This is a genomic window from Streptomyces sp. NPDC050504 (assembly GCF_044458065.1).
Classification (GTDB): domain Bacteria; phylum Actinomycetota; class Actinomycetes; order Streptomycetales; family Streptomycetaceae; genus Streptomyces.
Window position 1 is genome coordinate 1 of the sequence record NZ_JBITHO010000011.1, and the last position, 13,498, is coordinate 13,498.

The following is a 13,498-nucleotide window of genomic DNA, read 5'->3' on the forward strand; positions in this document are numbered from 1 at the left end:
GGCCCAGAGGGCCGGCTCCGCCGTCCCCGGCTCGGATCGCTCCGCGATCCGGCCTAAAAAGCAGCTAGCTAGGGGTGAAGGGGCCCGTCTCCTGGTCTGGAGTCGGTGGCTGTCTGATGAACCATCAGGCAAACCTGATGGTTCATCAGAAATGGTGAACAGCGCCTCCAATTCCGCAAAGTGACGATCCACCCCAACCTACGCTTCAAAATAAGTCGAAGCTAGCTTCTGAGATCACAGCATCCACCCTCTCGGACAGCAGACCCAGTCCGCTCGTCGCGAACCAGTGAAACTGCACAGTGCTCCACCAACCCGCGCAGACACAACGAGCCCGCACGACCGTCACTCCACCCAGCCAACCCGCACAACCCGCACAACCCCAGGTCACCAGCATGACGACTACTCAGCTCCACCGACCGGCGATACCTCGCCCGAGCGAAGGGCTCTTCCACTGGATGCGTCCTCTTCGGCGTGGGCCGTAGGGTTGTTTGTGTGATCGATACGGTTGTTTTCGATGTGGGTGAGACGGTCACGCGTGATGACCGGTACTGGTTTTCGTGGGCCGACTGGCTCGGCCAGTCACGGCATACGGTCTCCACTCTGGTAGGCGCGGTAGTGGCACAGGGCCGTGACAACGCGGACGCACTGCGCCTGCTGCGCCCAGGGATCGATGTGGCTGCGGAGTACGCGGCCCGAGAGGCAGCGGGCCAGGGCGAGCAGCTCGACGAGACCGACCTGTACGAGGACGTCCGTCCCACTTTCACAGCCCTGCGCGAGCGAGGCATCCGGGTAGTGGTCGCGGGAAACCAGACAGTCAAGGCAGGGTGCCTCCTGCGGTCGCTAAATCTTCCCGCGGACCTGATCGCGACGTCAGGAGAGTGGGGGATCGCCAAGCCAGACACGCGGTTCTTCGAACGCCTCCTCGTCGAGACCAGCAGCCGCCCGGAACACACGCTCTATGTCGGTGACCACCCGCAGAACGACGTTTTCCCAGCGAAGGCGGCGGGGCTTCGGGCCGCGCATCTGCACCGTGGCCCTTGGGGACACCTATGGGCAGACAACCCAGAAGTAATAGCCGCAGCCGACTGGCGCATCAGCTCCCTAACCGAACTCACCGACCTCATCGGGGAGTAGGCCCGGGGCGCAGCAGGTGGAGGGTCCCACCCGACTGCCATGGTCGGGGCGAAACCCGACACGGCCCTTGATGGATCGCAGGTCGCCGAGCCTTCAGCAGTCTCATCCAAGAGGGAACACACAGCAACGGCCTACAGCCAACCGAACTGGGGGCAGGCCGGCTCCTGGGCCGCATACTGACCACGCCGTTCCGTGCTCGTGCAAAGACGACGGTCTTCAACTCCGCGCTGCAAGACGCTAGTTCCCTCCTTGCTTGCACCAGTCGTACGCTGGCTGAATCGACAGGCATTGGAGGGTACGTGAACGTCCCTGACGACCTGAGTATTGGCGAGCGCATCCGGCTCCTCCGGGAGAGCCGGGGCATGTCCCGTGAGGTGCTCGCCGGGATGTGTGCCCACTCGGTGGACTGGCTGAAGAAAATCGAGACGGGCGAGCGCGACCTCCGGCAGCACGCTCTGATCATGAAGGTTGCCGCCGCCCTCCAGCTCACCGATGCGTCCGTGCTCACCGGGTCGCAAGGCGTGGGACAGGCCATCGCCCTCGGGCGGCTCCACCACCCTGGCCTCCCCGCGATCTGGGACGCGGTCATGACGCGCCGCCTCGCCCCCGCCCCCGTACCGGACACGGGCGACGTGGCTGCGCTCCAGGGCCGGGTGGATCAGACATGGCGGGTGTGGCACTCGTCCTCGTCGAACCGCACCGAGGTCTTGGCCCTACTGCCCGAGCTGATCCGTTCGGCCGAGGGTGCCGTGCGTGCCCTCGACGGGGACGGGCGCCGGGCCGCCCTGGTCGCCGCGTCCGACGCGTACCGGCTCACCGGGCAGGCCACCGCGTACATCGTCCCGAGCGAGTTGGCGTGGGTCGTGGCGGACCGCGCGCTTGCCGCAGCACAGGATGCGGACCAGCCCGCCGCCATAGCGGCCGCCGCCTGGAACCTCGGCAACATCCTGCGCGAGACGGACTACCCCGACGAAGCGCTGCAAGTGGTGACGGAGGCAGCCGATCTGATCCGCCCGCACCTGGAATCCGCTCCGGATGACTGGCACGGCATCTACGGCGCGCTGCAACTCCATGCCGCGGTGACGTCGGCACGGGCCAGCCGTGAGGGTGACGCGTGGCGGTACTGGGACGCGGGCAACCGCGTCGCGAAGTCCCTGCCCGCGTCGTACGTCCACCCCTCGACCGTGTTCGGCCGGGCCAACGTGGACTTCCACCAGGTGTCCGTCGCCGTTGACCTGCGTACGTCCCGCAAAGCGCTGTCCATCGCCGACGATCTCGACCCCGACGTGATGCCGTCCGTCGAGCGGCGGGCCCGACTGTGGGTCGAGGTCGCACGCGGACACCTCCAACGGGGCGACCGGACAGCGGCACTGCACGTGATGCAACTCGCCGTGAAGATCGGCGCGGAGACCGTGAAATACACCCCGGCCGCCCGGACAGCGGCAGCCGAGTTGTGGCGGGACGCACCGCGCGCACTGCGTCCGGAGGCAGCAACACTCGCTGAACAGATCGGGCTCCAGGCAGTGAGCTAGGGGACATGGTGGGCTACGGGGACATCCTGTCCCCGTTACCTGCCGGTAGCTCCTTTACGGTGACCGCTCCACGAAAGTCACCAAAAGGAGCGGCCATGCCTCCGACCTCGGACATCTCACTACAACGCGGTGCACCCGTGGCAGGCAAGATCCGTGAACCCTCAAGCACGTACGCCCCGGCGGCACAGCGATGACCCATACCGATACCCCCGAAGCCGTCGCCGCGTGGCTGGCGTCCACCGCGCCCGCGCCGGACACCGCCCACGAAGACTGGACCACGCCCCTGGGCGGAGTCGCGTTCCTCCCACTCGGCGTGCACTTCGACGCCATCCGCATCCCGATCGGCCTCATCCGCGCCGCCGCCGGAAGCGACAACGACCCCGAAATCACCCCCGTACTGGAGGAGCTGCTGAGCGGCGGACCTGTCCTCACCGACGGCTACCGCTGGTACCACGCCCTCGTACCCCTCGGCACACAGAAGACCTGGACACGTACCGACGCGCAATGCGTGAGCGACGGAACCTGGCTGTACGTCCCCCACCCGACATGGACATCCTGCGGAATCTCCTGGGCCGTACCACCAACCCGGGTAGGCGCCACATGCACAGCAGCAGACGTGGTGCGACTACTGGAACGAACACAGCGAACAACAGGGACAACACTGTGATCGAGGTACCGTGCTGCACACACTGCGGCAGCTCTCAGGACATACGCGTAATGGCCTACGTAGATGCGGCGTCGGGACCACCAAGGACGGTGTACGCCTGCCCCGAACACCACACAACACCCACCCCACCACCCGAACAACCAACCTGCACAACCCCAGGTCACCAGCATGACAACCGCTCAGCCCCACCGACCGCCGACAAAGCGGAGCTGGACGCCGATCTGACGGCCTCACAGCACCCCTCCCCACCCCAGAGAACGAGAACGGCCCCGAGCGCCACGAGGCACACAGGGGGCCGCGCCGCGCGCGAGAGACCGGTAGCGCCTCGGGCCCCCGAGGGGCGCACCGCGCCCGTTCCTCCCCTGCCTCTTCTTCCGGACGACGACCTTGACGATGAAGTCGACCGTGCGGGCGAGCGTGTCGTGGGCGGCGCGTGCCCCTTCGCGAGCTGCCGTGAGGCCAGCAGCGGCGGAGTGCTCGTTGCAGATGGGCAGCGTGCACGAGAGCTGCGTCGTCGGCCTGGCGGACGACGGGGCGGAGGGCACGGAGCGCAAGCATGGGGCAGAAACGCCGGTGGCCGGTTCTTGGTCAGCTGATCAAGAACCGGCCACCGGCTCCGTGGTGTCCAAGGAAGGTCAGGCCGCCACCGGGAGCGTGTGGCCCTGGGCGACCGCGTTGAGCAGCTGGGACCGCTCGATGCGGTAGGTGCGGTGCGCCCTGCCCGAGCCGTCGGAGGCGAGGACCTCGTGCTTGCGGAGCAGGTTCATGCTCTTCTCCACCGAGGCGAGGCTGAGGCCGAGCGCGTCGGCCAGGTGCTTCTGCGTCGGTCCGTGGACGATGGCCTCGCCCCGGGGGACCAAGCCGACTTCGTCGAGGAGTTCCGGGGTGTGGGAGAGGTAGTGGAGGAGCTGTGCGACTCGGGCGAGTGTGGGGCGCTGGTCCAGTCCGTAGACGAGGTTCATGACCCCCTGGTGGTCCGTGAGGACGTGGTAGAGCATGCGCTGGACCGTCAAGTCGCGGACGGCCCAGCTGCGGAGGACGTCGCGGGAGACTCGAATGCTCCAGGACACGCAGAGGTATTCGACCCAGGTACGGCGGGCGGGGAGGCCCGTTTCCCGGAAGATGTCGAGGTCGCCGACCCAGTGCGCGCCGGCCCAGAGCCGGTCCCCACCGTCGAGGTCGAGGACGACGCCGTCGATGAGGATGTCGACGTACGCGTGGCGGCCGGTGGTGCTCGGGCTGACGCGGCCGGGGTTGTTGCGGATGAGGAAGCTGCCGGAGGCCAAGGCCGCGGCGGCCTCGGCGGCCACGCCGAGCATTCCGAAGTAGCGGCCGAGGCGGACCTCGACGTTGCTGCTGCGGGGGCGGGTCTCGTCGCTGGGCGTCGCCATGTCAGTTCCCCTTCGGGACACGGCCGTCGAGGATGGCCGTGGAGAAGGGGCTGGCGGCCGCGTGGGCGGAGGCCGGGGTCGGCGGCGTGGCGGCGGGTTCGGCGAGGATGCGGATGATGGGGACCATCGCGGCGATCAGGCTGCCCATGGCCAGTAGGACGGCGGCGATGCGGACGGGTGTGGACTTGAGGTTGAAGATCGCGTAGCAGGCGGTCCCGAACACGGTCAGGAACAGCGCCACTGCTGTGATCAGCGCGGGCGTGGACAAGCGGACCCCTATGGGTAAGGGGCGGTCGGCTGCTCGGCTGTCTTTCCCTGGCGAGGGGAGACAGCCGAGCCCGGCACAGAGCCGGAGACCGCCATGAACTCTTCTGGACTTCGTGCATCACCAGTCGAAGTTCTGCCCCAAGAGGCGGTCTTCTGCGACCGGTGTCCAAGGACTCTACCGACCCGCGCCGCAGACGCCCAACAACCCATATCCGTGGGGGAAATCGATCAGATTTAGCGCATGTGAACGAGTAGATCGTTGAGATTACACGGAGTGTGACGAGGTCAACACAGAATCAAGTTTTCCGTGCCGCAAGACCCATACTTTTACGGATTCTGCCGCTCGATGGGAGAAGAACCCGTAAAACTGCGGCATAACTCGGCAGTAAGCCCGGTTACATACTTCGTGCTGGACATGGGCCCTGAACTCGCCTGGACTTCAGCATCATCGGGCGTTCCGGAGGGTGGCTCCCTCCGGGAGCCCGGTGGCCAACGTCGCGTGAGAGCCCGCCGGTTCCGGCGGGCTCTCCGCATTTCGGCACCCGAAATCATCACGGCAAAAGCCCCTGGCACGGCGGCCCGCCGACAAGGGCATCCTCTTGTCCTTGGCCTGGCCCTACTCGTTGGGCGAGAAGTGGGCCGAGACCTCCCTGGAGGGCGAGGCGACGAAGACGAAGTGGTCGCTCTCCAAACTGAAGCGCATCGCCTTCGGCGGTCTGCCCCTCGATGTGTCACCGACGGAACTGCGGACCTCTTCTGCGGATCTTCAGCGCCGCCTACAGCTCGTTGAGACCAGGCGTACCACCCGAGGACCAGGCGGTGGCCGCCGGTGCGCACTGTGCGGCGATCTCCGCCCTTGGCGCCCCGGGAGGGGAAACGAGGCGAACGCGCGGGAGATCGCCGTACAGCACGGTTCTCGGGTGTCTACGGGCCGATGCCCATGTCCCGGATGCGGGAGAATCTGCCCTAGAACGCGCAGGAGACGATCCCGGTGCTGCCTTCGCGGTTCTTGGCGACGATGAGGTCGATCTCGCCCGCGCGCTCGTGCTCGGGCTCGTAGTAGTCCTCGCGGTGCAGCAGCACGACGGCGTCGGCGGCGTGACGCGGGTCCGGCCTCGATCGCCTGACGCAGCTTCCACGCGTCGGCCCGCGTGGACAGGCATCCGTAGAAGGCCGTCCGAAAGCGTGACAGTTCCGAGGATCCATCCCGCTTGCCGACCGGTGCCTGCACACTCGCCCCACGGCCTTCCTGGTGAACTCCGGTCTCTCGTCGGAGAGTTCAGGATCACGAGGGCCGCCTCATACCCTGCAATCCATGGGTGTTCTCCGGGCGCGGAGATGTCCGGTGGCCGCCGCACTCATGGCGAGAACGAAAAGGTTCGCTCCGCAGGCGCGGAGCCCGTGCGGGTGATTTCTCGGCTTGTGCGGCGCGGCGTGGTTGGTCGGCCGTTAGCGTCGGGGATCCGCTCGCACAATCAGGGAAGAACGCATGGCGTTTCCGCAGTCCGCCGCGGCCATGGCTACGGCGACCGTCCTCGCGCTCGCCTCCGCGAACGCCCCCTACGGCGCTCCCGGGGCGGTCGCGGCCGCGCCGTGCGTCAGGGGCGAGACCGAATCCCGGGGCAGGTCCGCGGTGGACGACGGCGAGATCCGCTACACGGAGACAACGAAATTCGACGACCTCCGCACGCATGCGATCACCGCGTGGAACGCGTTCCGGAAGGTCGACATCACACCGGACGGGGCGACCACCGTCAACGATCTGGAGTTCCGCGACTACTCCAGGAACACCGCGACCGCCGCCTACTACGAGCGCCACGGCGGGACCGCCCAGACGGACTACATCTTTCTGAACAAGTATCAGATCGACGGCTACTACAGGAACGAACCGTCGATGCGCCGGAACATCGTCGTGCACGAGCTCGGCCATGCGCTCGGCCTCTGCCACAAGAGCGACCGCGTGAGCAGCGCTCTGCGCACGGGCGTCAGTACGACGCAGTACCCGACGGTCGTCGACAAGGCCAACTACCTGAAGCTGTGGGGATGATGAAGCGCACCGTGCTTCTGTCGCTCGCCGGGGCCCTCGTGCTCGCCGGGTCGGCGACGACCGCCGCCGTGGTCCTCCAGGGTGGCGCCGTCACCGTCAGCGCGGTCTGTGTGCCGGTCCTCGACACCGACCGGGACAAGGCCGGTGTCGTCGACCACGTCGCCGTGGTGACCGCCACGGGGCGGTCCCGGCCCGTACCTGCCTCCGACGGTGCCGAGAAGGTCACCGTGCAGGTCGCGGTGGACGAGGTCCTGAAGGGTTCCCTTCCGCCCACGATGCCCATCGACCAGAGGGCCGGGGACCGCGCACACCCGCGGTTCGAGCAGCAGCCGCTCGTGCCAGGCCACCGGTACGTGATCGGCGTGCACAACTGGAGCGCCGAGAACGGCTCTACGACGGTCGGCCGCAGTGCGTTCTTCGCCACCGGCGCCGACGGCGCGCGGCTCCAGGTGGAGCGGAAGCGCTGGAAGGACGCCGTTGCCCACCAGAATCCCGAGCGTCTCCAGCCCGGCTGCAACGACATGGTCACCGTGCCGTAGGAACACCGTGTGGGCTTCGGGTCAGGTGGTTGTGGTTTGGGTGATTCTTTGGCTCAGGCTCTTGGCCATTTCTGTTGCCATCACCGCTTGGCCCGAGGTCGAGAAGTGGATGCGGTCCTGGCTCAGCAGGTCGTCCCGGGTGTTGATGGGGTGGTCCCACATGTCCACCACTACGGCCTCGTACTCCGCGGCCAGGCCGCGGGTGATGTCGTTGATCTTCGCTACGCGTTCGCTCCAGTCCGGGAAGACGGGGATGACGTACGCCCTGCCCAGTGTGAAGGTCGTCAGTTGGGCCCCGGTTTTCGACGCCAGGTCGTACATGCGTCGGAGGTTGCGCTCGATCTCTTCGAAGTTCGGTTCCCGGCGCACCAGGTCGTTGGCGCCGCACGGCAGGTGGAGGAGGTCGGGGGCGAACTCCAGTGCCCGGTCGATCTGGTTCTCCAGGGTCTGCGTCGTCGTCGCGCCGATCTCGGCCGTGTTCAGGTACTCCAGGTCCGGCCGGACGCGGCGCAGGACGTCGGCGAACCTGTCGGACCAGCCCTTGTCCTCGTAGCCCGGACTGGGGTCCCCGGTGCCTGCCGACAGGCTGTCTCCGATCACGGCGAACCTGTTCCAGGGGGCGTCGAAGAGCAGTGCCGCGGCCTCCAGCGGTGGCAGGCAGTACGGGTCGGACTCCTCGGTGAGGCGGGTCGAAGTCATGCCGAAAGAGTACGGTCGATCGTATGTATGGGCAAGGGTCGGGTCGTCCGGCGGCGGCGGTGTCAGAGCCGTGCGTCGGTCATGGCGCGCTCCCGGTGCCGCACGGCCGAGGGGATCGTGTACTGGGTGGCGGGATCGTGCGTGGCCCGGAGTTCGGTGCCGGGCCTGATGCCCAGTTCGCGGCTCAGTACGAGCTCCGCGTCGTTGTAGGCCTCGACGGCCTCGGCGTACCGGCCCATGCGCTGGAGGGCGATGATGTGCCGTGCGCGCATCGACTCGTTCAGCGGGTCCTCGGAAATGAACTTCCTCGCGTTGAGGGCCACTTTCTGGTTGTGGTCGAGCGCCAGCCACGCGTCGATCAGTGTCGCCCGTGCCGCGGCCCGCCATCGGTACAGTTCGTCCGCCGCGGTGGTGACCAGGGGGCCTTCGAGGGCGTCGATCAGGGCGTCCCCCTGCCACAGGGAGAGGGCGTCCTCCAGGATGGTCGCGACGACCGAAGGGGTGTTCGGGGCCAGGTTCAGCGCGTGCTCCACCAGCCGTACGAACCGGTTGGCGTCCACGGCGTCCCGGTCGATGTTGAGCCGGTAGCCGCAGTGGACGGTCTCCACGAGGCCGGCGTTCCCGCCGTGCCGGTGCAGCCAGCGGCGCAGCCGGGCGACGTGGGCGTGCACGGCGTTGATCGCGTCGCCCGCGGTCCGGACGAGGTCCAGTTCCTCGATCAGTTCGTCGCGGCGGACTTCGCCTTCCGCGCGGAGGGAGAGAACGGCGAGAATCGTTCTCAGTTTCGCCCCGCTCAACATTGCTTCGGTATTCTTGAGAACGATTCGCTGTGGGCCTAGAATATGTATTCCGTCGACGCTCACTGTCCTTCTCTCCTGTAGTAAGAGATCAGCGCTTACGTTTTTCTTCGGAATCACGGGACAACGACAGGGAGATCTTACGGGGTTCGCATGTTGTCCATGTAGCCCCACGTTCAAGTAGCACCGCTCGGCATTCCCTCTCGCGTGTGAGTAGGGACCACTCGAACGTGCGGGGCGGCGGGCCGGTGCGATGTGCGGAACAGACCGGTGCATCTGGCGGCAAACGCTGTACGATCGACCGTATGGGAAGTGCAACGGAGCCGGTCACCGCACGTTCGAGTGCCCTCGGGTCGCGTGCGCTCCTGCCCCCGGAGCAGTCGGGGGTCACGGACAAGCGCCTTCTGCGCGGTGCCCGTACGCGGAAGATCGTGCTCCGCCAGGCCGTCGACGTCGCCTCGCTGGAGGGGCTCGGCAGCATCAGCTTCGGCCATCTCGCGCTGGCCACCGGACTCAGCAAGGCCGGGATCCAGACCCTTTTCAAGACGAAGGAGATCCTTCAGGTCTCAGCCGTCGAATTCGCGCGCGAGCTCTTCATCGACGCCGTCATCCGACCGGCCAGATCGGCACCTCACGGTGTCGCCCGGCTGCGCGCCCTGCTCGATCACTGGACCGTGTACGCCGAGACTCCGCTCTTCGCCGGGGGGTGTTTCAGGGCGGCGAACCTCGCGGACTTCGACAGTCACCCCGGGCCGGTCCGCGATGCGCTCCTGAACGATCAGCGGGAGTGGCACGGGGTCATCGCGGCCGAATTGGGCCACGCCGTGGAGAACGGTGAGATCGCCGAGCTCGACGTCGAACTCGCGGTCTTCCAGATCGACGCGCTGCTGTGCGCCGCGAACACGGCCCTGCAGGCCGGGGACACCGGTGCGGTGGGCAAGGCCCGTCGCATCATCGACGGCCTGCTCGTCGCTCCGCGCTCCTGACGACGCCGATGCGGCGGGCCCGTTCAGGGTCCGCCGCATCGGCGTCTTCGCGTTGTCGTGGGGCGTCAGCCTGCGGACGCCGGCCTTTTCGGGAGCATGAAGACCAGTACGGCCGCCAGGACCGCGATGACGAACGTGGTCAGGGACGACATGGCGAAGGCATGGCCCGCGGCCTCGACCCGGCCGTCCTCCTCGGGGTGGAAGGTGTTGAAGAAGACCGCTCCGATCACGGCCACGCCCAGTGCGCCGCCGACCTGTTGGGCGGTCGACAGGGCCCCCGACGCCATGCCCACGGTCTCCGGGGCCAGCCTGCTCAGGACCGTGTTCAGCAGGGGCGTGATGAGCAGTCCGCCGCCGACGCTCTGCAGCATCAGGGTGGGGATGACCAGCAGCGGCGTCAGCCTCGGTCCGGAGAGCAGGACGACGGCGGTGGTCAGGTAGCCGGTCGCGAGCACCACCGCGCCGACTTCCAGGACGCGTCGGCCGTACTTCGGTACGAGTCTGCCCGCGATCTTGCTGAACACGAAGAAGGTCACCGCGGCCGGGGTGTAGACCAGCCCCGCGCGGAACGCCGACATGCCGAGCCCCTCCTGCATGGAGACGGACAGGGCGAGGTAGTAGGAGGTCAGCAGGGCGTACACGGCCAGGACCAGGACGATCCCGAGCGAGAACGAGCGCTGTGAGAAGAGGCTCAGCCTCAGCAGCGGGTCTCCGCCGCGCTTTCCGATGCCGCGTTCCAGGACGCCGAACAGGGCGAAGGCGACGACGCTGGCGGCGAGGCAGGCCCAGGTCCACCAGGGCCAGCCCGCCTCGCGCCCCTGGATGAGCGGGAACGTGAGCAGCAGGAGGGCGGCGCTCAGGGCCACCACGCCCGGAAGGTCGAGCCTGCGGGTGCCTTCGGCGCGGGATTCCGGTACGTACTTCGACGCGCAGACGATCGTCACGATCCCGATCGGCACGTTGACCCAGAACACCGACCGCCAGTCGCTGCCGAAGAGGTCGGCGCCGATCAGCAGGCCTCCGACGAGCTGGCCGCTCATGGTCGCCAGGCCGATCACGATGCCCAGGGTGCCGAACACCCGGTGCCTCGCCTGCTCGGGGACGGCGAGCGTGATGACGGCGAAGACCTGGGGCACCATCAGGGCCGCGCCCAGGCCCTGGGCGATGCGGGCCCCGATGAGGGTCTCCGGATTCTGGGCCACGGCGCAGGCCAGCGAGGCCAGCGTGAAGACGGCGGTGCCGGTGACGAAGATCCGCTTGCGTCCGTACAGGTCCGCGAGCCGGCCGCCGGTGATCATGAATACGGCGTAACTCAGCTGGTAGCCCGCGAGGATCCACTGCAACTGGCCGACGGACGCGCCCAGGTCGGCCTGGATCGCGGGGCCGGCGACCACGACGATGAACGAGTCGAGGATCGCCATGAACATCCCGACCATGACGACCGACACGGCGGGCCACGGTACCGCTGGAGCGGCTTCCGGCTCCGCCGAGACGGCTCCCACTTCGGCACTCGTCACGAGTGCACCCCTTTCTCGTCTCCGCTCCGTGCCGCATACGACAGCCCGTGAAGCAACGCAGCAAGTCCGCTCGGGGCCCCACTCAAGATAGGTGTACGCACGACCGTATGTCTACATCAGCCGCGCTTCCGGGCGCGACCGGCTGCCGCGGGCCGCGGGACGGAGACGAGCCGCCGGCCTTCGGGGCGGGCCGACAGGACGAACGCCTGCGGATCGGGCCGACGCGTGGCCCGCCAGTAGGACGTACCGGTTCCCGGCCAGGACTGGCGGTTGCTCCCCGTGCTGTCCAGGAACCAGCTGTGGCAGCCGCCCGTGTTCCACACGGATCGGCCGAGCTTGTCGTGCAGGCGGGCGTTGAACGCGCGCTGGACGTCCGCGCGCACCTCCATGCGCGTGGCCCGGCGCGCCCTCATCAGGCGCAGGCACTCCACGACGTAGTGGAGCTGCGCCTCGATGACGAACAGGATCGACTGCGCGCCGCCCCCGGAGTTGGGGCCCATCAGCATGAACATGTTCGGGAACCCCGCCACCGTCGTGCCCAGGTGCGCCGTCATTCCCTCGCGCCACGCCTCCTGGATGGTGATCCCCCCGCGGCCGACGATGTGTTCGCTCGCGCAGCGGTTCTCCGTGGAGAATCCCGTGCCCAGGATCACGACGTCGGCCTCGTGCAGATCGCCGTCCGCGGACTTGATCCCGGACTCGGTGAACTCCGCTATCGGGGAGGTGACCAGGTCGACGTCGGGGCGCTGGAGGGCCGGGTAGTAGTCGTTGGTCAGCAGGATGCGCTTGCAGCCGATCTTGTAGTCGGGCGTCAGCTTCGCGCGCAGCACCGGATCGGGCACCTGCTTCTCGAGCATGCGCAGGGCCGCGGTCTCCAGGAGGCCGAGGAACCTCGGGTTCAGGAAGGCGAGGACCGGGACCTCGTGCGTCCAGTAGGCGGCGAGCCGGTAGAGCCGCTGGGTGAAGGGCAGGGCCCTGAACATCTTGTGCTCGAAGGAACTCAGCGGCCTGTCGGCCTTCGGCAGCACCCAGTGCGCGCTGCGCTGGAAGACGTCGACGTGGGCCGCGGTGCCGGCGATCTCCGGGATGAACTGCGCCGCGCTCGACCCGGTGCCGACGACCGCGACGCGCTTGCCCTTCAGGTCGACGGAGTGGTCCCACTGCGCCGAGTGGAACAGCTTCCCCTCGAACCTGCTCATGCCGGGCAGGTCCGGGACGCTGGGCTGGTGGAGCGATCCGTGGGCCAGGACCACGATGCGCGCGCGGTACTCGCGGCCCGAGGCGGTGCGCACGGACCACCGGTCGGTCTCCTCGTCGAACTCGTAGGAGACGGCCTCGGTGTTGAAGCGGATGTGCGAGTCGAGGTCGTGCTCCTTGGTGACGCGCTTGATGTAGTCGAGGATCTCCGGCTGCGCCGCGTACATCCGGCTCCAGGCGCGGTTCGGGGCGAAGGAGTACGAGTACATGACGCTCGCCACGTCGCAGGCGCAGCCGGGGTAGGTGTTCTCCCGCCAGGTGCCGCCCACCCCGTCGGCCTTCTCCAGCACGACGAAGTCGGAGTGGCCGGCGGCGAGCAGCTTCATCGCCATGCCGAGGCCGGCGAGCCCGGTCCCCACGATCAGCACGTCCGGCGTCTCGACCGCCTCCGATGCCTCTGATTTCGCCGGTGTGGAACTCATCGGGCATCTCCTTGCCTGCTTGGTTGCCGAGCCGGGGGACGTGCGGGACGCGGTCCGGTGTCCGGGACGGCCCATCATCCGCGACGGTTCTGACACCGTTCTGCCCTGTGCCCTGGGCCGGTTCAGGGCCCCGTCAGAGCCCGTCTGGAAGCATCCGGGTGTTCACCGTCCGGGCCAGGTGTGATGGGAGCTCCGATCCCCCTTGAGTCCTACAGACCAGAACGAAACGGCAGGTGCTCCTCG

The 13,498-nt window shown here is 67.7% G+C and carries 12 protein-coding genes and 1 pseudogene; 6 read left to right on the forward strand and 7 right to left on the reverse strand.

Annotated elements, in window-relative coordinates; all coding sequences use genetic code 11:
- Positions 1–492 precede the first annotated feature (492 nt).
- The 3 genes from ACIBNE_RS33540 to ACIBNE_RS33550 all read left to right on the forward strand — a co-directional run bounded on the left by ACIBNE_RS33540 (position 493) and on the right by ACIBNE_RS33550 (position 3,333).
- Positions 493–1,134 carry an HAD family hydrolase gene (locus ACIBNE_RS33540; RefSeq protein ID WP_399278385.1) on the forward strand — a complete coding sequence of 214 codons (642 nt, stop codon included), beginning with the start codon at positions 493–495 and terminating at the stop codon, positions 1,132–1,134.
- A gap of 299 nt (positions 1,135–1,433) precedes the next feature.
- Positions 1,434–2,666 carry a helix-turn-helix domain-containing protein gene (locus ACIBNE_RS33545; RefSeq protein WP_399278387.1) on the forward strand — a complete coding sequence of 411 codons (1,233 nt, stop codon included), beginning with the start codon at positions 1,434–1,436 and terminating at the stop codon, positions 2,664–2,666.
- A 190-nt stretch (positions 2,667–2,856) separates the two neighbouring features.
- Complete coding sequence (locus ACIBNE_RS33550; protein WP_399278389.1) at positions 2,857–3,333, forward strand: hypothetical protein; 477 nt, start codon at positions 2,857–2,859, stop codon at positions 3,331–3,333.
- Between the two features lie 635 nt (positions 3,334–3,968).
- Here ACIBNE_RS33550 and ACIBNE_RS33555 read toward each other — a convergent pair.
- The 3 genes and pseudogenes from ACIBNE_RS33555 to ACIBNE_RS33565 all read right to left on the reverse strand — a co-directional run.
- Positions 3,969–4,724: a hypothetical protein gene (locus tag ACIBNE_RS33555; RefSeq protein WP_399278391.1), complete on the reverse strand. Its 756-nt coding sequence runs from the start codon at positions 4,722–4,724 to the stop codon at positions 3,969–3,971.
- Position 4,725: 1 nt separating this feature from the next.
- Entirely contained in the window at positions 4,726–4,992 is a 267-nt protein-coding gene (locus ACIBNE_RS33560; protein ID WP_399278393.1) for a hypothetical protein, read from the reverse strand.
- 965 nt (positions 4,993–5,957) lie between these two features.
- Positions 5,958–6,086 (reverse strand): annotated as a pseudogene (locus tag ACIBNE_RS33565) (DnaB-like helicase C-terminal domain-containing protein); the annotation flags it as partial.
- Positions 6,087–6,480: 394 nt separating this feature from the next.
- Between ACIBNE_RS33565 and ACIBNE_RS33570 the strand changes: the two are divergent.
- Complete coding sequence (locus ACIBNE_RS33570; RefSeq protein ID WP_399278395.1) at positions 6,481–7,038, forward strand: hypothetical protein; 558 nt, start codon at positions 6,481–6,483, stop codon at positions 7,036–7,038.
- On the forward strand, positions 7,035–7,577 hold the full coding sequence (locus ACIBNE_RS33575; protein ID WP_399278397.1) for a hypothetical protein: 543 nt from the start codon (positions 7,035–7,037) through the stop codon (positions 7,575–7,577). Before ACIBNE_RS33570 ends, ACIBNE_RS33575 begins: the two co-directional genes overlap by 4 nt.
- A 21-nt stretch (positions 7,578–7,598) precedes the next feature.
- On the opposite strand, the gene ACIBNE_RS33580 is transcribed toward ACIBNE_RS33575, so the two are convergent.
- Together ACIBNE_RS33580 and ACIBNE_RS33585 are read right to left on the reverse strand one after the other, a co-directional pair.
- A complete protein-coding gene (locus ACIBNE_RS33580) occupies positions 7,599–8,276 on the reverse strand; it encodes an SGNH/GDSL hydrolase family protein (protein ID WP_399278399.1) in 678 nt (225 codons plus the stop codon).
- A 62-nt stretch (positions 8,277–8,338) separates the two neighbouring features.
- On the reverse strand, positions 8,339–9,076 hold the full coding sequence (locus ACIBNE_RS33585; RefSeq protein ID WP_399278401.1) for a BTAD domain-containing putative transcriptional regulator: 738 nt from the start codon (positions 9,074–9,076) through the stop codon (positions 8,339–8,341).
- Between the two features lie 302 nt (positions 9,077–9,378).
- Between ACIBNE_RS33585 and ACIBNE_RS33590 the strand changes: the two genes are divergently transcribed.
- Positions 9,379–10,059, forward strand: coding sequence for a TetR/AcrR family transcriptional regulator (locus tag ACIBNE_RS33590; RefSeq protein WP_399278403.1), 681 nt, complete (start codon positions 9,379–9,381; stop codon positions 10,057–10,059).
- Positions 10,060–10,124: 65 nt separating this feature from the next.
- On the opposite strand, the gene ACIBNE_RS33595 is transcribed toward ACIBNE_RS33590, so the two are convergent.
- Together ACIBNE_RS33595 and ACIBNE_RS33600 are read right to left on the reverse strand one after the other, a co-directional pair.
- Entirely contained in the window at positions 10,125–11,576 is a 1,452-nt protein-coding gene (locus ACIBNE_RS33595; RefSeq protein WP_399278405.1) for an MFS transporter, read from the reverse strand.
- Positions 11,577–11,692: 116 nt separating this feature from the next.
- The gene (locus ACIBNE_RS33600) at positions 11,693–13,255 is read right to left on the reverse strand and encodes a flavin-containing monooxygenase (RefSeq protein ID WP_399278407.1); all 1,563 of its coding nucleotides are present in this window, start codon (positions 13,253–13,255) and stop codon (positions 11,693–11,695) included.
- Positions 13,256–13,498 lie beyond the last annotated feature (243 nt).

What these genes read in the sequence shown, in the direction of transcription:
- ACIBNE_RS33590 (WP_399278403.1), top strand. Translation starts at nt 9,379, where the DNA reads ATGGGAAGTGCAACGGAGCCGGTCACCGCACGTTCGAGTGCCCTCGGG.
- ACIBNE_RS33600 (WP_399278407.1), bottom strand. Translation starts at nt 13,255, where the DNA reads ATGAGTTCCACACCGGCGAAATCAGAGGCATCGGAGGCGGTCGAGACG.
- ACIBNE_RS33570 (WP_399278395.1), top strand. Translation starts at nt 6,481, where the DNA reads ATGGCGTTTCCGCAGTCCGCCGCGGCCATGGCTACGGCGACCGTCCTC.
- ACIBNE_RS33580 (WP_399278399.1), bottom strand. Translation starts at nt 8,276, where the DNA reads ATGACTTCGACCCGCCTCACCGAGGAGTCCGACCCGTACTGCCTGCCA.
- ACIBNE_RS33555 (WP_399278391.1), bottom strand. Translation starts at nt 4,724, where the DNA reads ATGGCGACGCCCAGCGACGAGACCCGCCCCCGCAGCAGCAACGTCGAG.
- ACIBNE_RS33585 (WP_399278401.1), bottom strand. Translation starts at nt 9,076, where the DNA reads ATGTTGAGCGGGGCGAAACTGAGAACGATTCTCGCCGTTCTCTCCCTC.
- ACIBNE_RS33575 (WP_399278397.1), top strand. Translation starts at nt 7,035, where the DNA reads ATGATGAAGCGCACCGTGCTTCTGTCGCTCGCCGGGGCCCTCGTGCTC.
- ACIBNE_RS33550 (WP_399278389.1), top strand. Translation starts at nt 2,857, where the DNA reads ATGACCCATACCGATACCCCCGAAGCCGTCGCCGCGTGGCTGGCGTCC.